This window comes from Pseudomonas sp. CFBP2511, assembly GCF_030209255.1.
In the GTDB taxonomy this organism is placed as follows: Bacteria; Pseudomonadota; Gammaproteobacteria; order Pseudomonadales; family Pseudomonadaceae; genus Aquipseudomonas; species Aquipseudomonas avellanae.
On the sequence record NZ_JARVSI010000024.1, the window covers coordinates 99,900 to 123,978 of the forward strand.

Annotated in this window: 23 protein-coding genes and 2 pseudogenes; 12 read left to right on the plus strand and 13 right to left on the minus strand. The window is 57.7% G+C overall.

The window, feature by feature from the left end; all coding sequences use genetic code 11:
* Positions 1-116 precede the first annotated feature (116 nt).
* Positions 117-1,580 carry an AMP nucleosidase gene (amn, locus tag QRN38_RS20235; RefSeq protein ID WP_003376603.1) on the plus strand — a complete coding sequence of 488 codons (1,464 nt, stop codon included), beginning with the start codon at positions 117-119 and terminating at the stop codon, positions 1,578-1,580.
* 79 nt (positions 1,581-1,659) lie between these two features.
* A complete protein-coding gene (locus QRN38_RS20240; RefSeq protein ID WP_044420636.1) occupies positions 1,660-2,292 on the plus strand; it encodes an rRNA large subunit pseudouridine synthase E in 633 nt (210 codons plus the stop codon).
* 13 nt (positions 2,293-2,305) lie between these two features.
* On the opposite strand, the gene QRN38_RS20245 is transcribed toward QRN38_RS20240, so the two are convergent.
* The gene (locus QRN38_RS20245) at positions 2,306-2,785 is read right to left on the minus strand and encodes an Lrp/AsnC family transcriptional regulator (RefSeq protein WP_003376607.1); all 480 of its coding nucleotides are present in this window, start codon (positions 2,783-2,785) and stop codon (positions 2,306-2,308) included.
* A gap of 362 nt (positions 2,786-3,147) precedes the next feature.
* Positions 3,148-3,732 (minus strand): hypothetical protein, encoded by a 585-nt coding sequence (locus tag QRN38_RS20250; protein ID WP_057417895.1) that lies wholly within the window; start codon positions 3,730-3,732, stop codon positions 3,148-3,150.
* Here QRN38_RS20250 and QRN38_RS20255 point away from each other — a divergent pair.
* Complete coding sequence (locus tag QRN38_RS20255; protein WP_005763292.1) at positions 3,676-4,392, plus strand: DUF6515 family protein; 717 nt, start codon at positions 3,676-3,678, stop codon at positions 4,390-4,392. The two genes, QRN38_RS20250 and QRN38_RS20255, sit on opposite strands and share 57 nt — an antisense overlap.
* Before the next feature lie 6 nt (positions 4,393-4,398).
* On the opposite strand, the gene QRN38_RS20260 is transcribed toward QRN38_RS20255, so the two are convergent.
* The 8 genes and pseudogenes from QRN38_RS20260 to QRN38_RS20290 all read right to left on the minus strand — a co-directional run bounded on the left by QRN38_RS20260 (position 4,399) and on the right by QRN38_RS20290 (position 11,044).
* A complete protein-coding gene (locus QRN38_RS20260) occupies positions 4,399-5,292 on the minus strand; it encodes a cation diffusion facilitator family transporter (protein ID WP_005763294.1) in 894 nt (297 codons plus the stop codon).
* A gap of 15 nt (positions 5,293-5,307) precedes the next feature.
* Positions 5,308-5,727, minus strand: a complete 420-nt coding sequence (pmcY, locus tag QRN38_RS20265) for a periplasmic Zn2+ metallochaperone PmcY (protein WP_057417854.1) — start codon at positions 5,725-5,727, stop codon at positions 5,308-5,310.
* A 374-nt stretch (positions 5,728-6,101) separates the two neighbouring features.
* Positions 6,102-6,665 carry an RNA 2'-phosphotransferase gene (locus tag QRN38_RS20270; protein ID WP_024667000.1) on the minus strand — a complete coding sequence of 188 codons (564 nt, stop codon included), beginning with the start codon at positions 6,663-6,665 and terminating at the stop codon, positions 6,102-6,104.
* A gap of 135 nt (positions 6,666-6,800) precedes the next feature.
* A pseudogene (locus QRN38_RS20275) lies at positions 6,801-7,442 on the minus strand (ATP-binding protein); the annotation flags it as partial.
* Positions 7,443-7,555: 113 nt separating this feature from the next.
* Positions 7,556-8,113: a methyl-accepting chemotaxis protein gene (locus QRN38_RS28365; protein ID WP_259641467.1), complete on the minus strand. Its 558-nt coding sequence runs from the start codon at positions 8,111-8,113 to the stop codon at positions 7,556-7,558.
* A pseudogene (locus tag QRN38_RS28370) lies at positions 8,108-8,869 on the minus strand (PAS domain-containing protein); the annotation flags it as partial. The pseudogene QRN38_RS28370 and the gene QRN38_RS28365, both read right to left, overlap by 6 nt.
* A 184-nt stretch (positions 8,870-9,053) precedes the next feature.
* Entirely contained in the window at positions 9,054-10,154 is a 1,101-nt protein-coding gene (locus QRN38_RS20285; protein ID WP_057417852.1) for a GGDEF domain-containing protein, read from the minus strand.
* Positions 10,155-10,195: 41 nt separating this feature from the next.
* The gene (locus tag QRN38_RS20290) at positions 10,196-11,044 is read right to left on the minus strand and encodes a hypothetical protein (RefSeq protein WP_057417851.1); all 849 of its coding nucleotides are present in this window, start codon (positions 11,042-11,044) and stop codon (positions 10,196-10,198) included.
* A 381-nt stretch (positions 11,045-11,425) separates the two neighbouring features.
* Between QRN38_RS20290 and QRN38_RS20295 the strand changes: the two genes are divergently transcribed.
* Both QRN38_RS20295 and QRN38_RS20300 read left to right on the plus strand, forming a co-directional pair.
* Positions 11,426-12,352, plus strand: coding sequence for a Gfo/Idh/MocA family protein (locus tag QRN38_RS20295; RefSeq protein WP_024666402.1), 927 nt, complete (start codon positions 11,426-11,428; stop codon positions 12,350-12,352).
* Positions 12,353-12,426: 74 nt separating this feature from the next.
* Positions 12,427-13,398, plus strand: coding sequence for an alpha/beta hydrolase (locus QRN38_RS20300; RefSeq protein WP_032639509.1), 972 nt, complete (start codon positions 12,427-12,429; stop codon positions 13,396-13,398).
* A gap of 7 nt (positions 13,399-13,405) precedes the next feature.
* Here the strand turns inward: QRN38_RS20300 and QRN38_RS20305 are convergent, their stop codons facing one another.
* Positions 13,406-13,945, minus strand: a complete 540-nt coding sequence (locus QRN38_RS20305; RefSeq protein ID WP_005763313.1) for a DsbA family protein — start codon at positions 13,943-13,945, stop codon at positions 13,406-13,408.
* A gap of 119 nt (positions 13,946-14,064) precedes the next feature.
* Positions 14,065-14,760 carry a tRNA (adenine(22)-N(1))-methyltransferase gene (locus tag QRN38_RS20310; protein ID WP_081025335.1) on the minus strand — a complete coding sequence of 232 codons (696 nt, stop codon included), beginning with the start codon at positions 14,758-14,760 and terminating at the stop codon, positions 14,065-14,067.
* A gap of 167 nt (positions 14,761-14,927) precedes the next feature.
* Here QRN38_RS20310 and QRN38_RS20315 point away from each other — a divergent pair, with 167 nt between their 5' ends.
* The 3 genes from QRN38_RS20315 (at position 14,928) to QRN38_RS20325 (ending at position 17,830) form a co-directional block, all read left to right on the plus strand.
* A complete protein-coding gene (locus tag QRN38_RS20315) occupies positions 14,928-15,311 on the plus strand; it encodes a RidA family protein (protein WP_057417849.1) in 384 nt (127 codons plus the stop codon).
* A 49-nt stretch (positions 15,312-15,360) separates the two neighbouring features.
* The gene (locus QRN38_RS20320; RefSeq protein WP_057416503.1) at positions 15,361-15,984 is read left to right on the plus strand and encodes a glutathione S-transferase family protein; all 624 of its coding nucleotides are present in this window, start codon (positions 15,361-15,363) and stop codon (positions 15,982-15,984) included.
* A gap of 379 nt (positions 15,985-16,363) precedes the next feature.
* Entirely contained in the window at positions 16,364-17,830 is a 1,467-nt protein-coding gene (locus tag QRN38_RS20325) for a J domain-containing protein (protein WP_285362456.1), read from the plus strand.
* 98 nt (positions 17,831-17,928) lie between these two features.
* Here QRN38_RS20325 and QRN38_RS20330 read toward each other — a convergent pair whose 3' ends face one another.
* Positions 17,929-19,269 (minus strand): aminotransferase-like domain-containing protein, encoded by a 1,341-nt coding sequence (locus QRN38_RS20330; protein ID WP_057417848.1) that lies wholly within the window; start codon positions 19,267-19,269, stop codon positions 17,929-17,931.
* Positions 19,270-19,463: 194 nt separating this feature from the next.
* On the opposite strand from QRN38_RS20330, the gene QRN38_RS20335 reads away from it, so the two are divergent.
* From QRN38_RS20335 to QRN38_RS20350, 4 genes are all read left to right on the plus strand, one after another.
* Positions 19,464-20,642 carry an MFS transporter gene (locus QRN38_RS20335; RefSeq protein ID WP_057417847.1) on the plus strand — a complete coding sequence of 393 codons (1,179 nt, stop codon included), beginning with the start codon at positions 19,464-19,466 and terminating at the stop codon, positions 20,640-20,642.
* 50 nt (positions 20,643-20,692) lie between these two features.
* Positions 20,693-23,227 carry an ATP-dependent helicase HrpB gene (hrpB, locus tag QRN38_RS20340; RefSeq protein WP_057417846.1) on the plus strand — a complete coding sequence of 845 codons (2,535 nt, stop codon included), beginning with the start codon at positions 20,693-20,695 and terminating at the stop codon, positions 23,225-23,227.
* Between the two features lie 151 nt (positions 23,228-23,378).
* Positions 23,379-23,654, plus strand: a complete 276-nt coding sequence (locus QRN38_RS20345) for a hypothetical protein (protein WP_024697534.1) — start codon at positions 23,379-23,381, stop codon at positions 23,652-23,654.
* A gap of 206 nt (positions 23,655-23,860) precedes the next feature.
* Complete coding sequence (locus tag QRN38_RS20350; RefSeq protein ID WP_057417844.1) at positions 23,861-24,058, plus strand: hypothetical protein; 198 nt, start codon at positions 23,861-23,863, stop codon at positions 24,056-24,058.
* The last annotated feature ends 21 nt before the right edge of the window (positions 24,059-24,079 follow it).

The window sequence follows — 24,079 nt, forward strand, 5'->3', positions numbered from 1 at the left end:
CACCCTGCTGCAAAGCCCTGATGTCGAAACATTGCTGTTCAAGCCTTCGCCGCAGGTGGCATGAGCACGCGAACCCGTTACGATGCACGTCTGCAAGATCAGACAGGACATGAATCGTGACCCAAGCCTTTGTTGTCGTAGACACCGCCGAGCAAGCCGTCGAGCGGCTTGCCGAGCTGCACGAGCGCGCCACCAGCGCGTTGAGTCAGGCGCTCAAGCGCTACCTGAAAGACCGCGTCGAGCCCACCGCCGAAGAGCGAGCGCAGTTCAGCTACCCGCAACTGCGCCTTGTCTACAAATGCCACGGTGAAGTGCCGCTGACCACCCGCGCCTACGCCAAGGTCCAGCTGCCCGGCACTTACAGCGTCACGGTCACGCAGCCCAAAGCCTTCAAGAAATACCTGCTGGAGCAGCTTGTCCCGCTGATGAGCGACTTTACCGTCACGGTCGAAGTCGGCATGAGCGAGCAGAGCATTCCTTATCCTTACGTGGTCGAGCAGGGCGATGAGCTGGCGGGCACCGGCGTGACCGCTGCGGCGCTGGCCCGCGTGTTCCCGAGCACCGACCTGTCGGCCGCCACCGACGGCATTGCCGACGGTCTTTATGACTGGGCCAACGTTGACCCGCTGCCACTGGCGCTGTTCGATGCCGCACGAGTGGATTTCTCGCTGCGTCGTCTGGTGCACTACACCGGCAGCGACTGGCGTCATGTGCAGCCGTGGATTCTGTTGACCAACTACCATCGTTACGTTGACCAGTTCATCTTGCATGGCCTGGAAAAACTCCGCGAAGACCCGCGTTTCGTGCGCATGGTCCTGCCGGGCAACGTGGTGGTCGACAAGAGCATGGGCGTCGACGAGGCCCAGGCGATTGTCGCCAGCGTGGTCTGGCACCGTTACCAGATGCCGGCTTATCACCTGATTGCCGAAGACGGTCACGGCGTGACGCTGGTCAACATCGGCGTCGGCCCGTCCAACGCCAAGAACATCACCGACCACCTGGCGGTGCTGCGTCCGCATTGCTGGCTGATGATCGGCCACTGTGGCGGCCTGCGTCAGTCGCAGACCATCGGCGATTACGTTCTGGCGCACGCTTACATGCGTCGCGACGGGATTCTCGACCGCGTACTGCCGCCGCATATCCCGATTCCAGCGCTGGCCGAAGTGCAACTGGCCTTGCAGGAGTCTGCCGCGCAGATCACCGGCGAGCGTGGCGAAGAGCTCAAGAAGCGTCTGCGCACCGGCACGGTTCTGACGTACGACGACCGCAACTGGGAGCTGCGCTGGGCCCAGGAGCGTCCGCTGATCAACCTGTCACGCGCCGTGGCGGTGGACATGGAAAGCGGCACCATCGCCGCTCAGGGTTATCGCCTGCGTGTGCCGTACGGCACGCTGCTCTGCGTCTCCGACAAGCCGCTGCACAGTGAAATCAAGCTGCCGGGTTCGGCCAATGCGTTCTACGAACGTGCGGTCAGTCAGCACTTGAAGATCGGCATTGCCGCGCTGGACCTGATGCGCACCCAACTGAACTCGCTGCACTCACGCAAGCTGCGCAGCTTCGATGAGCCACCGTTCCGTTGATGGCTGCTCGTTAACAGGTTGGTATTTGCACCAAGGGCCACTAAAGTGGCCCTTTCTGTTTTCCGATTACCGAATTCCCATGCCTCGCACCCAACGCCCCGTTTCCCGCCGTCCTGCGCCCAATCCGGCAAGCGCTGCCCGCCGTGTCGCCAAAGCGCCACCGGCCGAGCCGAAGCTGATTCTGTTCAACAAGCCCTTTGATGTATTGACTCAGTTCAGTGACGAGGAAGGCCGGGCCACGCTCAAGGACTTCATCAAGATCCCCGGCATTTACCCGGCAGGCCGGCTGGACCGTGACAGTGAAGGCTTGTTGCTGCTGACCAATGATGGCCAGTTGCAGGCGCGGATTGCCGACCCGAAACACAAGCTGGCCAAGACGTATTGGGTGCAGGTCGAGGGTGAGCCAACGCCAGAGCAGTTGCAGCAGTTGCGCGACGGCGTTGAGCTTAATGACGGTCCGACCTTGCCCGCCGAGGCGCGGCAACTCGACGAACCGCAACTCTGGCCGCGCAACCCGCCGGTGCGCTTTCGCAAGAGCGTGCCGACCAGTTGGCTGGAGCTGGTCATCAAGGAAGGTCGCAACCGTCAGGTACGGCGCATGACCGCCGCAGTCGGGCTACCCACCTTGCGGCTGGTGCGGGTCAGGATTGGCGACTGGACGCTGGATGGTCTGGACCAGGGCCAATACCGGGAAGTCGCTGCAAAGCTGTGATTGCAGGCATCAGTCAGCTGCGCAGGTGAGTCAGCGGCATTTCGGTGCTGGCCAGTACCTGATTGAGCACGAAGCTGGATTTGACGCTGGTCACGCCTTCGATACGCGTCAGGTGGCCCAGCAGCAATTTCTGATAGTGATCCATGTCAGGGACCACCACTTTCAGCTGATAGTCCGCGTCCATGCCGGTCACCAGGCTGCATTCCAGCACCTGAGGCAGGTTACGGATGTGCTGCTCGAAGTTCTCGAAGCGCTCCGGCGTGTGGCGGTCCATGCCGATCAGCACGTAGGCGGTCAGGTTCAGACCAAGTTTCTTGCGATCGAGCAGGGCAACCTGACGCACGATATAACCGTCGTCTTCCAGTTGCTTGACCCGGCGCGAGCACGGCGAAGGTGACAGACCAATGCGTTCGGCCAATTCCTGGTTGGAAATACGTGCGTCCCGTTGCAGTTCAGCCAAAATGCTCAGGTCATATCTGTCGAGCTTGCTCACGATGCACCCCTTTATGAGTTGAATTGCGCTGGATTATTCATCTGAAGTCAAAAATTGCGCAAGTGATGTTTTAATCGGCAATATTAGCAATCCCCTGCCACTGCCTCAGGCCTATTCTTTTAAACAGAATCACTGCCCGGACACAGCGTCCAGCGACTCGCCAAATCAGGCCAGTTGCGGCCTCCCACCCAACAGGGTGTGCCAGGCCCCCGGGCTACATACTGTCCAGAAGACGGCATGAGGTGAGCCGACGTCAAAAGCGTTGCGCCAGGACGAAGCATCTCAAGGGGACCCTCTGGTCCCCTTTTCTTTGTCTGCCGATAATGCGCTCTGCTGATAAAGTGCGCAGAACGGCGCTACGCTTAAGCAGTCTTAACTACGTCAACCCGCGCTCTAGTGAGGAAAGCATGAAATCTGGCATCTGGCAGTTCGCGGGTGTAAGTCTGTTGTGTCTGGGCATCAGTGCTCAGGCGCTGGCTGATGAACGCGATGAATCGCGGCAAAACCAGCTTTACGGCGGCTCCAATGACAACGGGCAGCAGCGTCAGCAGCAGCAAAATCAGCAGCGCAATGTGGAGCGTCAGCAGCAACAACAGCGCTTTCAAGAGCAGAATAATCAACAGCGTCAGGTACAACAGCAGCAAAACCAGCTGCGTAATGTCGAGCGCGAGCAACAACAGCAGATCAATCAGCAGCAGGACAACCAGCAGCGTCAGATTCAGCAACAGCAGAATCAGCAGCGCCAGGTCGAGCGCCAGCAACAGCAGCAGATCCAGCAACAACAGTTGCAGCAGCGCAATGTGGAGCGTCAGCAGCAACAGCAGATCGATCAGCAACAGCGTGACCAGCAGCGGCAGATTCAACAGCAGCAAAACCAGCAGCGTCAGCAGTTGCGCCAGAGCCAGGACAACCTGCCGATCCAGAGTGGCCCCAGAGAGGCGTGGCAAACCCAGCAGCCGCGTCAGGGCTACTATCAAGACATTCCGCGCGGTAACAACCGCAATTGGCAGGCCGGCAATGGCCGCCCCAATGACCGCTGGGAAGGTCGCCCGGATGGACACGGCAACGGCTGGGGCCCTGGCCCGCAATATCGGCCTGGCTATGCGATAGACCGAGTGCCTGGCGGTTACTCGCGCATCCCTTATCGCGGGCAGGATTATTTTTATTCCGGAGGCTACTGGTATCGCCCGCAAGGCCCACGCTATGTCGTGGTAACCCCGCCTTATGGCGTTCGGGTGAGCAGGCTGCCGTCTTATTCGCAGGAAGTGTGGATCGGCAGCAGCCTGCTGTTTCTGGCGGCGGGCACTTACTATGCGTATCAGCCCGACAGTCAGGATTATGTGGTGGTCAACCCGCCGCAGAACGAGGCGGTTTATCAGGCCCCGGCAGAGCAGCAGGGCAATGGCTACGATCCGGTTGCCTACCCGCAGAACGGTCAAAGCCAGCAGCAGGTCGAGCTGGATCGTTACCAGTGCTACCGCTGGGCCGCGGAGCAGAGCGGTTTCGATCCGGCCAATATCACCTCGCAGCCGCAACCTGAGGTGGTGGACCTTTACCGTCGTTCGATGGGTGCGTGCCTGGCGGGGCGCGGTTACAGCGTCAATTGAGAGGGGTCAGGCGTGTGCCTGCCTGACCACTTCCTGAGGGTCGGCGTGCACCAGCACTTCGGCCTTGGGGAATTGCTCGTGAATAGCGTCGGCGGCCTGATCGCAGAGTGCGTGCGCCACTGACAGGGTCAGCGTTCCCGGCAGTTCCAGGTGCAATTGCACAAACCAGTGATTACCGGAAATCCGCGTGCGCAGATCATGCGCCCCGAGTACGCCCGGCACACTGCGCGCCAGTTCCAGCATGCGCGTGCTGACATCGGCCGGCAGCTCTTCGTCCATCAACACTGACACGGTTTCGCGGGCAATCTGCAGCGCGCTCCAGAGTATGTACAGCGCGATGCCCAGGCCAAAATAGGCATCCAGCTGTTGCCAGCCGAAATACGCCAGGGTCAGGGCCACCAGAATACTTGCGTTGAGCAGCAGGTCAGAGCGGTAGTGCAGCGAGTCGGCACGGATGGCTGCAGAGCCGGTCGCCTTGATCACCCGGTATTGCAGGCTGAGCAGCGCGAGCGTCAGCGCAATGGAAATCACCATCACCACCATGCCCAACAACGGCGCGCCGAGTGGCTCTGGGTTCTGGATGCGCTCGACTGCCTGAACGGCAATAAGCACGCCACTGACAGTGATAAACAGCGCCTGCGCCATGCCTGACAGAGCTTCCGCCTTGCCGTGACCATAACGATGATCATCGTCGGCAGGGCGCAGCGCGTAATGCACCGCCAGCAGATTAAGAAACGAGGCCGCGCCATCGAGCAACGAGTCCGTCAGCCCTGCCAGCAGACTGACCGAACCGCTCAGCCACCAGGCCACGCCTTTGGCCAGAATCAGCGTCACGGCAACCGCCAGCGAAGCCCGTGTCGCCAGACGCAGCAGGCGGGAATGTTCGGCAGTGGTGCTCATGACGCTTCCTTCTTGTCAGGCTGCCGGGATCAGACCCAGTGTCGCCAGTTGCTCCACGCTGCCTTTGTGTTGGATCAGACGCGGGTCGTTCAATGGCAGGGAACGGCCCAGCTCGGTTTCGATAATGGCTTGCAGCTTGATGTTGTCGACACTGCCGTCAGCCTTGAGGGCTTTTTGCAGCTTCTGCGGATCAATCTGCGCATGCTCGCCAGGTCCGTAATAAATCGCACCTGTCGCGAAGTCCACCGCAAACGCGATCACACCGGGAACGATATAGAACAACAGCGCGAAAGCATCCAGCGCTGCAATCGCCGGATCCACCTTGCCATCAATCTGACCCCGACGGTCCGGATAGAAAATACTGCCGCAGGCAGAAATCTGGGTCAGCAACTTGGCGACCAGAACGCCACCGATCAAGCGAGAAGGAATGCGCATGGAAAGCTCCTGAGATGAAGAGAGCAACTATACAAGGCAATGGCTGCAAGGCTAAGACTATTGAGTGATGGGGTGGTTCTGCGGTTGATGCTCGTGTCGCGGGTAAGCGCTCAGCGTTATACACAAGTCCTGAAGATATAAGCCCATTTCTCTGGCTTCTGGCGGGAGTGGACCGGGCGACGCTTCGCTTGTCCGCGCTTGTCCGCGCTTGACCTCAGGTGGAGCGGGTTTCCCGTGGGAGCGGACTTGTCCGCGAAAAGAACGGTACATTCGCGGAAGGTTGTCGCCCCTGCCAAAGCCTTCGCGGACAAGCGAAGCGTCGCCCGGTCCCACACAAGCGACGCGCCGACCGGTCTGCTCTTGCACAGGCGTATCTACGAAACGGTATCTGCGACTTTGGTCAGCCACTCAATTGGCACCGCCTCCACCAACCAAACCCCATTGTCTGCCTGAAAAAACTGTACCCCTGCCTCGAACATCCCCTTCGCATCAACGGCCAACAACACCGGTTGCCCGTAACGTTTTCCAACGCTCAGTGCGGTCTCGGGATCTTCTGTCAGGTGAACATGATGCCGACTGCCAGCGATCAGCCCCTGGGTATCGATGGATGCCATGAAGCGGCTGGCGGTGCCGTGGTAGAGCCAGGCTGGCGGTTCCTTTTCTATGTGCTGCACCTGAACCAGCCCGGTGCTGTGGCCCTGCGCTGCACGAATGCGCTGGCCGTCTTCGGATAGCGTGAAACGCTTTTTCTCGTTGGTCTCGACCACTTCTTCCAACGCCTGGCGGTCGAAACTGTGGCCGTTCGCGTTTGCCTTGCCGACCAGATCATCGACCTCGCACCAGCCGTCGCGGTCCAGGGTCAGGCCCATTGATTCAGGCGCGTGGCGCAGAACGTAGCTGAGTAGCTTGCTGATCTCGTCGCGTTGTTTCTTGTTCAAGGACGTGCCCTTTTTATGTCGGCTGCCGGTTTACAGTCTCTCTGCGTAATGACCCTAGTCTAGAGACAAACTCTTTCCGGTTTCAATGCCGGGAATACTGATCAGCTCTCTGCTTCAAGCATGTTGCGTACCCGCGCGGCCTCCTGATTGCCGGGCAAAACCATAAATCATGGAAAGCCCCAACCCCTTCCCTCCACCCATAGGTTTAGTCGTAAAAAAAGGTTCAAACGCCTTGCTGAGCGTTTCCGATGACATGCCAACCCCGTTGTCGGTTACGCACAACGAAACATACCGACCCTCAGGGAGGTCCTGCACATCGCGTGCGGTTTCGTCGAGCCACGTGTTGGACGTTTTTACTGTTATACGCCCGCCGCCCGGCATTGCATCCCGAGCATTAGCGAACACATTCAGCAGCGCATTTTCAAGCTGTGAAGAGTCCACCAGAACCGCGTACAACTTCGATGCCCTGATGATTTCAAAAGAAATATCCGGGCCCAGCGTATGTTGAATCCGTTCATGCATGTCACTGAGAAGCCGGTTGACGTCTACAGGTCTGGGATCAAGGATTTGCCGTTGTGAGAACGCAAGCAGGCGATGCGTCAATACGGCGGCTTGTTCGGCTGCACGCTGAGCAGATGTCATGTAGCGATCAACGTCGCTTAAACGACCCTGTCGAATTCGAGCGTGCATCAATTCCAGCGAGCCAGAGATACCTGCGAGCAGATTGTTGAAATCATGCGCAAGGCCGCCGGCAAGTTGACCGACTGCTTCCATTTCATGCTGCGTAAGCATTTGAAAATCCAGTACGTAGAGGGGTTTTAAATTCGCTTGACGCGTCAGGGTGACCTTTGGCTCTTGCGCCATGACATAAACCGAGTGGGGGTGTTTGCCTACGTAATCTCCTCAACAAACCTTCTTACTGCGTTTACAACTTCCTTGGCACCTTTCTGTATTTCGATAATTTCCCCGCCCGCCTGGCTGGCAAGTGCAAAACCTCGTTCGACCTGTTCCTGACTGTTGGTCATCTCTTCGGTGGCCTGGTCAGCCAGTCTTCGGTTTTGCAGCACAACGTTGACGATCTCCTCCGTCGCGCTGCTGGTGTGACTGGCAAGCTGCCGGACTTCGTCGGCCACGACCGCGAAGCCGAGTCCATGCTCGCCAGCACGTGCCGCCTCGATGGCAGCATTGAGCGCTAAAAGATTGGTTTGTGACGCTATGCTGCTGATGGTCTGCACGATTGAGCTGATCAACAGAGATTGTTTGCCGAGCGCGCCAATACTTTTAGTGGCTGATTGCACTTGTTGAGCAATATTGTCCATGGTGTGCACCGTTTGCTGGACCACAGACGCTCCGCGTTCAGCGCTGACATCGGTTTGTCGCGAAATGTTGTAGGCCACCACCGCTGCTTCTCTGACTTCAGTTTCTCTGGCCACCTGACGAGTGACCACGCTGGCAAACTTTACGACTTTGTAAAGACGACCAGCGCTGTCATGCACGGGGTTGTAAGTGGCTTGCAGCCAGATTTCCTTGCCTCGGCTGTCCATCCGCCTGAAGCGCCCCTCGACATATTCACCTTGGTTAAGCTTCTTCCAGAACGCTGTGTACTGGGGGGACTCAGCATCGCCGGCATGACAGAACATCCGGTGGCTACGATTTGCCACTTGCGCGAGGGTGTAGCCCATCGCCTGTAAAAACTGCTGATTGGCGGTGATGACCGTTCCGTCGAGATTAAACTGGATCACCGCCGTCGATCTGAAAAGCGCGTCAATCAATGCCTCGTTTTCAGCAGCGCTCTCAGCACTTTTGGTGACGTCATGGCCATAGCATTGAATGTGAGACAAACCGCCGTTTTCGGCCTGTACCGGGAACCAGAATAGTTTCAAGCATGCGATGGTGTTGTCTGCACGGATGAAGTGATATTCATTTGTCATCGATTCAAAGCGGAGCAGCGTTGTTTTCAGGCCGTGAAACCATGGCATGCCTTTCGAGTCAAACGCAGCGATGCTGGATAGCGGAAAACCCGACAAGCGATCTGGCGTATATCCCAAGGCTTTAGCAAAACCTTGATTAGCGGCAGAAATCGTGAAGTTGCCGTCCACTTGAACCGTCAGCATGTCTTGATCAATCCTGCCAAGCAGTTGATGCAACACGTGCAGTTCTGCCGTGTGCTCACGCAGCTTTCTTTTTACATCATTATTAAACATGACAACGCCCGAGCTATGTTTCGATTGAGTAGATAAAGCCCGACGTTGGGTAATCAGGTCTGTTGTGAGTGAGCAGGATCAGATGCTGCAGTTTCACGCCACGGCAATACGGCAGCCTGGCCATGCGGCAGTTGTGTGGCTTTTTGATCGTTTACCGCTCGTTGGTCAGGGTGAAAACTGCAGATCACTGAGTATCAGTTTGGTAAGTATTCTCAGAGAGCGTTTCAGTCGGGTATTTTTCTTTAAGCTTTGAATCGTCGAAAAGGAAAGAGACAATTTCCTGACCTTCAAAGTAAGCGCAGTCCTTGCCGTTTCTTTTAGCAATGTACATGCTCTTGTCCGCCATGCTCAGTGCTTCAGACATTGTTGATGCCGCCGAAAACCTGACCATTCCCGCACTACAGCTGTAGTTATAGGGCGGATCGAAATTTGCTCTTACCGTCTCCAGCAGCCTTAATATGTAGTCACACGCAGTCAGCTCATCGCCCCCCGTGATCAAAACTCCAAACTCCTCCCCGCCAATTCTGCCGGCACAATGGCTGCCGCTGGTTGCTCTAAGGCATGCAGCCATGGAGCACAATATTCTGTCACCTATTTCGTGACCGTGTCTGTCATTGATCAGCTTGAAGTTGTCAATGTCCAGCATGATTAGATAACCAGACTCTCCCCCCTTGATCAAGCTGTCAAAGCTTTCCATGAAGGCGCGACGATTTGGAATAGACGTGAGGTAGTCGGTTTCTGCCAGCTCTCTGAACTTGCTTTCAAGTGACAGCACAGCTCGCAAGGTTTTGATGTATGAGATATTCAGCACACTGCCAATGCACACGGAGGCCACACAAAAAATCCAGACGTAAATCCCTATTTCTCCGTAGACGCCTTCTTGCCAACACAGCCAGGTCAGGAGCCAGACGAAAACTGCCGAAAGTAGGTAGTCTAAAAATTTAACAAATAACAACGCGCTGCTGATCGCCAGCGTTATGGTCAGCGGCAGGGCAAATATATTTATCTCAGGATCGCCGTCCATTAGGTAGAAAAATCCTGTGGCCAATAAAAGCATGTAGGCAATGCCTAGCAAGCGCCAGATGCAAAACGCGGTCGTGGTGTGTTGTATCCAGCAAATACAGGCAAGGCTCAGTGTCAGAAAGCAGGTGAATAGATTAATCTTTACGGAAGGGCCAATCATCAACACCCATAACCAAGCTGCGCCGCCAAGCAACTCAGCCTGCATGACGGCGGGTGAAAGTAACCTTTTGATTCGGGGTCGGAGTTTAAGATCTTTATCCATCTACGTTCTCCAGGAAAGCGCTTGATGCAGGACATGTTAATCTAATTCAGGTTCATGCAATGCAGCCCTACAGCGAAAGAGAGCGACATGAATCGTCTCACCATCGTTTCAAAAGCTGGCAGAACCTCAAGATTGTTTTTAGGGTGCGCTTTAAAATATCCCCTCTCGACACCTTCCTGAACCAGGCGCATTACGTGTGTTTTTGACACCGATAGTTGTTTTCCCAAAGTTAAATACGAGGATGATTTAAACCCTGATCCGTCGATATCGCTGCTGCGAGCGTCGAGGTAAATAGCCAGAATCAGCATATGCCCGGCCTCTTTCTTTATCAGCCAGTGGCACTCTGGAAATACGATATCAATGGTCACGTTGTTCTTCTGTAACTCTGAAAAGCCCCTGAAATAAATGGCTAGAAAATCATAGTCATTCAGCGTCGATAACGTATGAACCGAATCGCTGTCAGCGCCCATGTCGGCCAGAGGGTCAATGACGGATGCTATCATTGCCCTGACTTCTTTGCAGGCTTTGTCAGTGGGTTTGAACACGCGAAGGCGTGCATCCAAGGCGTGCGCCGCTACGTCTATAAACCCTAAAACCCTCAATGACAGGAAAATTGACTGAATGCTGTTATGAGAACACAGTTTGCGTTCAGCACAAAAATCTCTAACCTGGGACAGCAGTGGCGTAGTGCTGGTGAAATAATGACTCAGCAGGCTAAATGCAATTAGCAGGCGATTGAATTGCAATGCTCGTTTGTAGAAGAATGGCCGCTTGTTGTAATGTTTCAGTAAGGTTGCGTAGTGTGATTCTATTGATCGTTCAAAATTATGGTGTCGCGCGACTTCATCCGCTGCACGGCACAAAGAGGTTTTTAAAAAAGTACCAGTCATTAAAACAGTTTCCGTAGAGAGTTAGTAGCATCTTGACAGAGTAGCATCGCCTCATGTTACTGCCTCGGTATATAGAACGATAACCAATGATGGCGTTTTGCCTTGGGTGGATCATAGCTATTTTTGATGAAGATTACTCATCCATACCAAATTTGTTCCGCTTTTTGAGAGTGATTTCTTCACAGGTCATAAACTTACATCTCGAAACAATTTATACTCACAAAGTAGGCTGGCGGACGCAGAAAGCGGTAAGCACGACGTATTGCCCGCCATCTCGATGAGGCAGGCCTGAAATCAGCGAGCGGTGGCTCCCCCTTACCGGCCATGCCATGCATCTGGTTTACTGTGCCCAAGACAATTACAAAAACTCAGGAGTCATGTATGCAACCGATTCGTCTCGGGCTGGTGGGCTACGGCAAGATTGCCCAGGATCAGCACGTCCCGGCGATCCACGCCAACCCCGCCTTTCAACTGGTGGCCGTGGCGACGCAAGGGCAGCCGTGCGCAGGCGTCGAGAACTTCAAGTCTCTAGGCGAATTGCTCGAAAGCGGGCTGCACGTTGACGCCATTGCGTTCTGCACGCCGCCGCAAGGTCGATTTGCGCTGGTGCAGCAGGCGCTGGCCGCAGGCAAGCATGTGCTGGTGGAAAAGCCACCCTGCGCCACATTGGGCGAAGCAATGGCCTTGGTGCAGCAAACAGCAGAGCAGGGCGTCAGCGGTTTGTTTGCCTGGCACTCGCGCTATGCGCCCGGCATTCAGGCGGCGCGTGACTGGCTGTCCACCCGCACCCTGCAAAGCGTCCAGATTGACTGGAAAGAGGACGTGCGCAAATGGCACCCCGGTCAGGCGTGGATCTGGCAGCCTGGCGGTCTGGGTGTTTTCGATCCAGGCATCAATGCCCTGTCAATCGTCACCCATTTGCTGCCGCGGCCCCTGTTCGTCGAGTCTGCCGAACTGTGCGTGCCCGGCAACTGCCAGTCGCCAATCGCTGCTTCTATCAAGATGTCCGATACGCGCCAACTCGATATCCGCGCAGAGTTCGACTTCGATCACGGTCATGATGAACTCTGGAGTATCGAGATCCGCTGCGCCGAAGGTACTTTGCGACTGGACAACGGCGGCGCACTGTTGAGCATCGATGGCGTGCGTCAGGCAGTGTCGGAGGAGGGCGAATATGCAGCGGTGTATAAACACTTTCAACAGCTGATCAATAGCAACGCCAGCGATCTGGACGTGCAACCACTCAGGCTGGTCGCGGACAGTTTTTTTGTGGGCAGCCGTGCGTCCGTTGAACCGTTCTACGATTGATAGCCTCTCAGGTATAAGCAAAAGCGAGCAGCCTGCTCGCTTTTGCATACGTCAGCCTGATTAGAGAGCAGAAATTGGACATCAAAAAACGTTGGCCTTCCAGTGAGCAGGAGTTGGTAGAAGTCCGACGGTTTAACAAAACCCTCGCCCGGCTGCCGCGTTTCCAGGTTCGCAATCGCCTCACGCCCCGCTTGATTCAGGCGCTGCTGCGGGCGGCTCAGATTGGCCGCGCGTTGAAACCGGTCAAACATGACCTGCGGATTGAAACAACCATCGTCAGCACCGGTAACGTCCCTGTTTCAGTGCGAATCATAAGGCCCAAAGGCAAACCCAAAGGCGTGGTGTTTGATATTCACGGCGGCGGTTGGGTGATCGGCAACGCCCAGATGAACGATGACCTCAATATCGGTATCGTTAACGCGTGCAACGTGGCGGTCGTGTCCGTTGATTACAGATTGGCCTTATCGACCCCCGTCGAAGGGCTTATGGATGACTGCTTTTCTGCCGCATGCTGGCTGCTGGGTAGCGACTGTAAGGAGTTTGCCGGCCTGCCGGTTATTGTCGTCGGTGAGTCCGCGGGCGGGCATCTTGCCGCAGCCACTTTGCTCAAATTGAAAGCCCGGCCCGACTTGCTCAAGCGCTTAGTCGGCACGGTTCTGTATTACGGAGTGTACGACCTGACCGGGACAAAAAGCGTTCGTACCGCAGGCCCGGAAACGCTGGTGCTCGACGGCCCGGGCATGGTCGGCGCAATGCGCTTGCTCGCCCCGGACAGAAGCGACGAGAAGCGCCGCGAGCCACCGTTATCGCCCTTGTATGGCGACCTCACGGATCTGCCGCCCGCCCTGATGTTTGTCGGCGAACTCGACCCACTGCTGGACGACACGCTGGAAATGGCCGCTCGCTGGCAAAACTCGGCAGACGTTGAAATGCATCTTCTGCCCGAGTCTCCACATGGGTTCATCCACTTCCCGACTGCCTTGGCGCGCAAGGTACTTGCGCGCAGCCACGAGTGGATAAACGCGAGGATGGAAGGACGGCCTTAAACGTTCATCAGCCGATATCCGACACCCACTTGGACACCGGATCGCCACTGCTCATGCCGGGCTGCACGAGGCCGTCGATCATGAAGGTCGGCGAGACGTGTATGCCGTTCTGTCGGGCATATTTGGTGTGCCACTTTACGGCGTGCTCAAGTTCGGGATTGGCGAACGCCTCAGCCAGCGCGAGGCCGCTGTAACGCTCGATGCGCGCGATGATGTCGTTGGGCGTTGCATCGAGATTCGGCCCGCCCGCGTGGTGTTCAAACTCGAATTCCTCACGGTGCGATGCAACCGCTGTCATCACCGCTTTGGCGCTTTCCTTGCCGCCTTCCAGTGTCGCCGCGGCCAGAATACAGCGCACGATAACGCCGGAAAACATATGCCAAGGCTGGGATTGCAGACGGATTCTGACCGTGACGTTGTCTTCCCCGGCCTGCGCCAGCAAATCATCAAGCTTGAAGAACGCCTTCACGGAAAAAGGGCAGGTTGGCTCAAGGAAGACTTCGAACAAGCGAGGCCCGTGGCCCCAGGAAAGTGCGTCTGAATGCATGGTCGTGTTTCTCCCGTTGATGAGGATGTGGGATGCGCAGGCTGATTGACGCCAGGCATTGATCATGCGGTTTTGAGAGCTGGTTGGGGCGTGAGTTCGATTTTCAGGCCAGCAGCTGTTTAATTCAGCAACGCGGTAATCCAGCGGATCTGCTGCGCAAGGTCCTGCATTTTCTCTTCAGGCACAGCCTTCCGGGCGCGGGCGAAATTGCTCAGGGCCTTGTGTTTTTTGCCCAGCAGGCGCTGCCACTTGAGCAAAAAAGCCGGGCTGCGCGTCTGCATCTGTATGGGGCCGAAATACAGCTGTTCGGCGGTGTAGATCACCGGGCCGGTCCGTTCGGCGACGATGATTTCGTAGTCGAAACGGTTCTCTCGCAGCACTTCCTCGTCAAGGATGCGGTAGTTATGTTCCATCAGCCACACACGTAGCGGCTGTTCGCCACCGTTGGGTTGCAGAATCAGCCGCTCCTGACCACTCAACTGCGCCTTGCCGCTTTCAAGAATGTCGCGGATTGTCTCGCCGCCCATGCCGCAAAGGCTGATCGCAGTGATCCCGTCAGCCGGTTCTATCGCCGCCAACCCATCGGCCAGACGCACGCTGATCTGCTGATCCAGATCGTTCTCGCGCACGGTACGTTCGGCCGCGTAGAACGGCGTCAACGCTACTTCGCCCGCCACCGCCGCCGAGATGGCGCCACGGTTCAGCAGCGCCACCGGCAGGTAGCCGTGATCCGAGCCGATATCGGCCAGTCGCGCACCGGCGGGCACGTGCGTCGCCACACGCTCAAGGCGCATGGACAATCTCTGTTCGTTCAACGGCAACCCCTTTCAGCGCAAGCGTCCGGCAGCGTGGCCGGGTCCGGGCGCGATTCTGTAGAGCAACGTCGCGCATTTCAACTTTCTGCGACAACGCCTGCGGTTCGACCCGTACCTTTCGCTCGCGTAGGCTTGCCGTTTTCCGTCCCTGGCAAAGCAGAGAGCCCATGGCAAACGCAGACATCACCTTCACCCCCGACCCTGACGCGGACTCTATCTCCTCCGACGTCGCCGACTTCAACGGCTTGCTGGTCAGCACCCAGATCCCGGCCCGCGCCGACGGCAGCCTTGAACTGGGCGGCATCACCGAACAAAGCGAATGCACCCTGCGGGCTCTGAAAGACGCATTGGAGCGGGCCGGCAGCTCGATGGATCGAGTCCTGCACCTGACCATCTACCTGACCGACATGGCAGATCGCGCGGCATTCAATGAAGTGTACAAACGCTTCTTCAAAAAACCGTGGCCAGTGCGCGCAGCCGTGGGCGTGGCATCGCTGGCGGTTGAGGGCATGCGCGTTGAAGTCACGGCCATGGCGGCCAAGGCGGGCTGATGCCCGTCGTTTCTGATGAGTGATGCGCTCCCGAGCATAAGGAGATGGAATGCTGCAAATACGGGGCAAAGCCTCATCAATCAATGTGCGCAAAGTGCTCTGGGCTTGCACAGAGTTGGACATCCCGTTTGAACGACAAGACTGGGGCTCTGGTTTCAGGGAAACGAACACGCCTGAATTCACGGCACTGAATCCCAATGCGATGGTACCGGTCATTGAGGACGATGGCTTCGTTCTGTGGGAGTCGAACACGATCATCAGGTACCTGGCGAACCGCAACAGCGCCCTGCATCTTTACCCCGCAGAGGCGATAGCCCGAGCCCGAGTGGACCAATGGATCGACTGGCAAGCCACTGACCTCAACAAATCCTGGGGCTATGCGTTCATGTCGCTGGTCAGGCAATGCGCCGCCCATCAAGACCCCGACGCGCTGGCTGCCGGATGCCGTCAATGGACCAGGCACATGGCGATCCTGGATCGACAACTCGATGCTACGGGCGCGTACGTCAGCGGCAGCGAGTTTTCGCTGGCAGACATTCCGATAGGCCTCTCAGTGAATCGCTGGTTTGAAACCCCGTTGACCCATTCGGACTTCCCGGCCGTGAATGCCTATTACGAACGACTGAGCGAACGCCCCGGCTACCGCCTGCATGGCCGAAACGGTACACCGTGAGCCCTGCGTCTTGATACACGAGTCTCTATAGCCCCGGAAAACGTGTCTCAGACTACGACAATGATCGTTCCTACGCTCCGCGTGGGAATGCAGTTCGTGACGCTTTGCGTCACACATTGAAGCCCTGACGCCTATTTCACGGCGTATGAGATGAAGGCCCCAGTCAGGCCTTAACCTCGGTTACCTGGCTGTCTGGTCAGGCTGAAGATTTGTGACGCAGAGCTTCACGAACTGCATGCCAACGCAGAGCATTGGCACGATAGTCATTCCAAGACCTGTATAGCGTGGAGCGCTTGAGCCCGGCATCGAATATTGACTCGACCGTGGAACCAGATCTCGTTACTTGCCACCAAGGCGATATCAGTTCCCGGGGAAGCCTATGATCAACCTCACCCACATTGCGTCTTCATTGGCGCGGGCAGCGCTCAGCGATTCGACAAAGCCGAAGATGGAGCGCGCGATAAACGTCGCGAGCCACATCGCTGGCAAAGTCGCGCTGCAGGTCACCAGCTCATTACTGGAGCAGAAAGGTCTGCTTAACGAGCGTCAGCAGAAAGGGCTCTCGATGATTCTGAAGGCCTTGAGCGGCAAGGAGCCGGTGAACAATGTCGAGACGCACGAAGGGGGAGGCCGATTCAATCTGGCGCGAGCCGCCTTCGACGTGGCCAGCGTTGTCTGGGAGCGCGACAAGTCGATGCATAACGTGATGAGCTTTCTGGGCGTCAGCGACAGCAAGGGCAAGATGTTGTTCTCTCTGGGCAAGAAGCTGGCGGATGCAATGGCCAAGCCTGAGCCTGGCAAGGACAACAGTGAGGCCACTAATGCGCGCCATGCCTATTTCTCCAGCAACTTGAAACTGAACAAGTTGATGAACGACCTCACTGACCAGGTTTTCAACAAGATTCGCCAGTCGAACGGTGATCGCGTGCGACGACCCATGCCAGAACCATTCTGGAGACCTTACGGCGCCCAACAGCAAGCGCGCCCGCAAACGCCTCCCGGCACTCGCCCCCAAGCCAACAGCGCGCCGCCACCGCCGCCGAAAGCAGAGCCACGACCTGCGTCGGGCCGGCCTGACGGCGCCCAGCAGCAAGCACGCCCGGAAACGCCGCCGCGCACTCGCCCGCAGGCGAACAGCACGCCGCCACCGCCGCCCAAGGCAGAGCCACGACCTGCGTCGGGCCGGCCTGACGGCGCCCAACAGCAAGCACGCCCGGAAACGCCGCCGCGCACTCGCCCGCAGGCGAACAGCACGCCGCCTCCGCCGCCCAAAGCAGAGCCACGACCTGCGTCCGGCCGGCCTGACGGCACCCAACAGCAAGCACGCCCGGAAACGCCACCGCGCACTCGCCCCCAAGCGAACAGCGCGCCGCCTCCGCCGCCCAAAGCAGAGCCACGACCTGCGTCCGGCCGGCCTGACGGCACCCAACAGCAAGCACGCCCGGAAACGCCACCTCGCACTCGCCCCCAAGCGAACAGCGCGCCGCCTCCGCCGCCCAAAGCAGAACCCACCGCAGGCGGCGAACGGCCTTCAACGGCGCGGCCCAATAACACATCGGCTGCTGACGCATCTGCCAGGGTGGGCGATTCCGCACCTGCCAAGCCGCCCGTCAAGCCGTTGTACGAGCACTTGGGCCTCACTGACATGTCGGTAGACATATCCGCCGTTAAAAAGGCTTACAGAGATGCCGCGCTGAAGAACCACCCTGATAAAAACCGCGGCAACGAGGCCGAGGCGGCCGAGCGCTTCAAAGTCGTTTCAAATGCGTACAAGATTTTATCCGACCCGGAGTTGCGCAAAGCATACGACAACGGCCGTATCAATGAGGCTGGTAATAGGGCATGAGTAGATGTTCCGGTCTGACTCCACGCTCACGGCGGTGCCGTTGAGCGGTGGGTGCCGCGCGTAAGCAGTCAGGATAACTAAACGCTGCTCTTCGCCGATCACACCGAAAAGTGCGCTTCCACTGCCTCGGAAAAATGCGTGCAGTTTATTCGCGCAAAACGTTGGTAATCGCGCATCACCGAGAACGCTGAGCCCGGCATCAGCAGGATCCTGTGTTGTTCAAGTTTTGTCATGAAGGGCTGCAGGTCAGTGATGTCCGGGTGATAGGCCCAGATGAACATGCCGCCTTGCGGCGCTATATCAAACTTCCAGCCCCGTGCGAGCAATGAACGCTGAGTCTGTACCTGTTGGCTGATAAGCCTTTGCTGCACATTCTGCATATGCCGTGCGTAAGTACCGTCTGCCAGAATGGTATTGACGAACCGTTCGCAAAACGCTGGAACTGCCACGCAGGTCAACAGCTTCAGACGTGTAAGCGGTTCTATGAGTTCTTGCGAACAGGCGATGTAGCCAACACGTAGCGAAGCGGAGAGGCATTTGGAAAAACTGCCGATGTAAATCACCCGGTCCAGATTGTCCAGTTCAGCAAACGTCTGGCGGACAGTAGGGCTGAAGTCGCCATAGACATCATCCTCGACCACAAAGAACTCGTGCTCTACTGCAAGGCGCAAAACCTTGAAGGCGTTGTGCGGGCTGATGTTACTGCCAGTCGGGTTGTGAAAGGTGCTATTGCAAAAGAACGCTTTGACGGTGTGCTTCGCCAGATAGCTTTCCATCTCGGCAATGTCTGGCCCGTCCTGAGTCCGACGTACGCCGACCACGTGCCCGCCTGCCAACTGGATCAACCTGATCAGGTTTCCATTGCCTGGCTCGTCCACGAATACATGATCGCCCGGCTTGATCAGCAATCGTGCGACCAGATCCAGGCCCTGTGTCGCCCCAAGAGTGCTAAGCACCTGACTCGGGCGAATATCGATACGGGTCAGCCGCTTCATGTGCACACAGAGCTGTTTGCGCATGGGCAGATACCCCGAGATGTCACCGTACTCGGCCAGCGAACTCTGCTCCAGCCGCGCCGTGCGCCGAATGGCCTTGGCCAGCAATTCCGTATCTCGCCATGCCGGTGGCAGCCAGCCACCCCCCAGTTTGGTGTATTGCGGCCCGGCTTGCAGAAGCCTGAACAGCGGGTCCGCACTCATGCACTCTGGTTCGCGCGGGCTTACCGCTTGCGATGCACCGCTGTTTACAAAATAGCCTCGGCCTGGAGAAGCTGATAGCAATCCTTCACTCACCAGACGCGCGTAGGCTGTCACCGCATCGTGATAGCTGGCCTCAGACGTCGAGGCCAGTTTTCTGATTGAAGGCATGCGTTGCCCGGCAAGCCACTCGCCTGATTCAAGGCGCTGCTTCAGTGAGTTATAGAGGGCATTGAGGCTCATGGGGGCTTCGGCAGGCTGATAGAAAAAACACCCTAACAGTTAATCGAAAAGCTTGTCGAGTGTGCGCCTATGGACGTCGGACAGATGCGAACATGCGTCTGTCGGTGCCTAAGCCGAGAGCAGGTGAGGCATCTATCGAAACGACGTTTTTGTCCTGAAAGACCACAGCTCTTTCCCCACCCAGAGCAAGCCCCATGACGAGCACGCTTCCCCGTCGCACTTACCTGTATTTTGCTGCGCAATCCATCAACCTGACCACTGCGGTGATGTCAGTGACAATGGCCGGTATTGTCGGTGCCACGCTCGCACCCGAAGCCAGATTCTCGACCGTTCCGTACGGGTTTCAGTTTTTATTCCTGATGCTGGCTACCTATCCTGTCTCAAGAATGATGAGCCGCATCGGCCGAAAAAATGCTTTCATGCTTGGCGCCATCCCGCTGGTGATATCTGGCCTGAGCGGCTTTTGGGCCGTTGAATATCAGCATTTCCCACTGCTGGTTTTCAGCCATGCAGCGTTGGGGGTTTATATTGCGTTTGCCAACTTCAACCGATTTGCTGCAACCGACAATCTGGATCAAACGTTAAAGCCCAAAGCGATCTCGCTGGTCGTCGCCGGCGGAGTCATCGCTGCCGTCGTCGGGCCAACACTTACAGAGTTGCTCCGGGACTTGCACGGCTATTCCTTATTTTCGATGTGCTATGCATCGTTCATCGGCCTGGCGGCGCTATCGCTGTTAATCGCTGCTTTGCTGCCTGACGACTCGGTGAAACCCGCAACTTTCAGCGCAAACGAAAAGCCTGCCAACGCACGCCATAATCCGACCACTTCAACGGTCATGATCGCCCTGTCGGTCGCCGCAGTAGGTTACGGAGTCATGAACCTGCTGATGATTCAGGCTTCGATGCACATGAAGCATATGCATCAGGATTTCTCGGACGTCCGTCTTGCGATTCTGTGGCATGTGATTGCCATGTTTGCGCCGTCTTTTTTCACCGGAGCGATCATTCAGAAACTCGGGACCAAAGCCACAATCTGCTTGGGCCTGATCATGCTGATCGGTTGTGCGGCCGTCAATATGGGGTCAAGCAGTTACGGGGTAATGACCTTTTCGCTGATTATTCTGGGGCTGGGCTGGAACCTGACCTATGTCGGAGGCGGCGCACTGCTGGCACAGACGCTACAAAACAGTCCTGAGGCCATGAACATGCAGGGCAAAAACGATCTGGCCATCGCCATCTTTGCAACGATCGGTGCGTTCAGCCCCGCGCTATTGCTCAGCACAGTAGGTTGGGGCGGCACCAACGCTATTTGTATGGCGCTGTGCAGCGTGTTGTTAGTGGCAACTGCCCTTAAGCTAAAACACGCCGCCTGATTACGCACTCCCGCGCCGGTATACTCCCCCGCATCTCTCCGGGAGCCCCCATGATTTCGTTACCCATCGATGCCGTCCTGCCAGCCCTGCGCCAGGCCCTGACCACACGCCATGAAGCCGTGCTCGAAGCCCCTCCCGGCGCGGGCAAGACCACGCGTGTGCCGCTCGCGCTGCTTGAGGAAACATGGCTGGCCGGGCAGACCATTCTGATGCTGGAGCCGCGCCGCCTTGCCGCGCGTGCGGCGGCGGAACGGTTGGCCAGTGAGCTGGGCGAGAAGGTGGGCGAAACCGTGGGGTATCGCATTCGTCTGGAAAGCCGCGTCGGCCCGAAGACGCGTATTGAAGTGGTCACCGAGGGGATTCTTACGCGGCGCTTGCAGGACGACCCGGCTTTGGAAGGCGTCGGGCTGTTGATTTTTGACGAATTTCACGAGCGCAGTCTGGACGCTGATCTGGCGCTGGCCCTGAGCCTCAATGGTCGCGAGTTGTTTCGTGACGACCAGCCGCTGAAGATTCTGCTGATGTCGGCAACGCTGGAAGGCGATCGGCTGGCGGCGTTGCTGGACGATGCGCCGGTGGTACGCAGCGACGGGCGAATGTTTCCGGTGACGATGCAGTGGGGGCGTCCTTTTCAGCCCGGTGAGTTTGTCGAACCGCGAGTCGTGCAGACGGTGCTGGATGCGCTGGGCAGCGAGTCCGGCAGCCTGCTGGTCTTTCTGCCGGGGCAGGCCGAGATTCGTCGGGTCAACCAGCAGTTGGTGGAAGCGCTGGGCGAGCGCGCCGATATTCTGCTCTGCCCGTTGCATGGCGAACTGGACCTCAGTGCGCAGCGTGCGGCCATCGAACCGGCGCCCAAGGGCACGCGCAAGGTGGTGCTGGCGACCAATATCGCGGAAACCAGCCTGACCATCGACGGCGTGCGTGTGGTGATTGATGCCGGGCTGGCGCGAGTGCCGCGTTTCGATCCAGGCAGCGGCATGACGCGGCTTGAGACCCAGCGCATCTCCCGCGCCAGCGCCACTCAGCGCGCCGGACGGGCAGGGCGGCTGGAGCCAGGCGTGTGTTACCGGCTGTGGTCCGAGGCGCAACACGATCAACTGGCCGCTTATGGCGCGGCAGAAATTCTTCAGGCGGACCTCGCCGGGCTCGCACTGCAACTGGCGCGCTGGGGGGTTACGCCTGCGCAACTGGTGTGGCTCGACGTGCCGCCCGCAGCAGCTTATGCACAGGCGCAGGACCTGCTGGTGCGGCTTGAGGCGCTGAGTAATCAGCCAGGTCAGCCGCCAGCCCTGACGTCCCACGGTCAGGCGATGGCCGAGTTGCCTGCCCATCCACGTATCGCTCATTTGCTGTTGCGCGGCCATGCCTTGGGTCTGGGCGAACTGGCCTGTGACGTGGCTGCGCTGTTGGGCGAACGCGACATCCTGCGCGGTGGCGGCGCGGACCTGCACAGCCGCCTGACCTTGCTGGCGGGCACCGAGCGTGCTGCGCGTGGCGCACAGGGCAGCGTGCAGCGGGCTAAACAGCTGGCACGGCAATATCGCGGATACCTGCGCGGCACTGCGAAAAGCCCGGTCAGCGATCCCGATCATTCACGCTGGCTGGGCGCTCTGCTGGCGCTGGCCTACCCGGATCGCGTGGCACAACAACGTCGCCCCGGCGGTGCTGAATATCGCTTGGCTAACGGTCGTGCGGCACTGTTTGCCGAGGCCGACGCACTGATGAAACAGCCGTGGCTGGTCATCGCAGATTTGGGCAGTCGTCAGGGCCAGCGCGAAGAACGCATCTACCTTGCCGCCGAGTTCGATCCGGCGCTGTTCGAGTCCGTACTGGCCGAGCAGGTCATCACCGTGGACCAGATAGACTGGGACGAACGCGAAGGCGTGTTCCGCGCCGAGCGACAGCGCAAAGCGGGCGAGCTGATCGTCAGCCGCGAACCACTCACCGGCCTCGACGACGCGGCCCGCAGCCAGGCGCTGCTCGCACTGGTGCGTCGTAAAGGCCTGGAACTGCTGCCGTGGACGCCGGAACTGCGCCAGTGGCAAGCGCGTGTCGCGCTGTTGCGCAGCCTCGATATCGACAAAAGCGCAACCAGCGAATGGCCCGACCTGAGCGACGCGCAACTGCTGGCGACACTCGAAAACTGGCTGATGCCCTACCTGGGCAAAGTCACCCGGCTCAGTCATTTCAGCCAGCTCGACCTATCATCCATCCTGCGCAACCTCCTGCCGTGGCCTCTGCCGCAACAACTGGAAGCACAGGCCCCGCAGACCATCCAGGTGCCCTCCGGCTCGAACATCCGCATCGACTACAGCGAACAGCCGCCGATTCTGTCTGTGCGGCTGCAAGAGCTGTTTGGATTATCTGATACCCCGCGCATTGCCAATGGGCGGCAGGTGCTGAAACTGCACTTGCTGTCCCCGGCGCGTCGTCCGGTGCAGGTTACGCAGGACCTGGCTAACTTCTGGCGGTCGACTTACATTGAGGTGAAGAAGGATTTGAAGGGGCGCTATCCGAAGCATTACTGGCCGGATGACCCGTTGGTGGCGGAGGCGACGGCGCGGGTGAAGCCGAGGGGGACATGAGGTCTGGGTGCAGCGGCTCGTAAGGGCAATGCACCAAGAGGCTCAAGATATCGAGGCGCCAGCCGTCAAGCTCTGGCAACTGATCACTTTGAGCTGCGTCAGGCTAATCAGGTGTGATGTTCTAGGGGCAGAAATCATGAGGGAACATCTGATGGGACTCAAAGCTTTTGAACAGCCAGTCAACCGAATAGGATTCGTGCTTTTTTGCTTATCTTTATCAGCTTGTACTTTGGCGTTTTTGGTGACTTACCGCACCCGCTTTGACTTAGGGATTATGTGGTTTGGTCATCTCTTGATGGACAGTGGAAATTATTGGCAGCAATCCGTGTTCAAGGCAGGCTTATTGGGCGCAATTGTGGGAGCAGCACTCGCTTGGAACTTAATGGCGTATTTCAGGAAGCTAGCTGTTTGGGTGAGTAAAGGATAAGTCGTCTTATCCTTGGGCGTCGATCAGATCCTGGTGAGTCAATGTTAACGATTTCTGCTATTGACGTAATTCGTATTGCCACCTGCGCAAGGTTGGCGCAGGTGACTCTGCCGTTCAAGATAGTCCTGTAACGCGTGAAGGCGATAGTAATATGCCACTGCTGCGGTTAAGCTACTCCGCTCTCACCCATTGGACAGGAGTCCATAATGAAAACTAACTTCACTCTGTTGTTGCTGGCAGTCATATCTGTCTCGGGCTGCGTTCAGACTGCTTACAGCAAGAGCATCGCAGTCACCAAGGACGCTTCGGGTCGCGTTGTGCAGACTGTGGAAACAGAGACTGTCACGCAGCCGGGTCAAGGTTATGAAATGCGCCTCGAAAAAATCCAGGGCGTGCAACGTTGAGTTGATCTCCAGAGGGGGCTT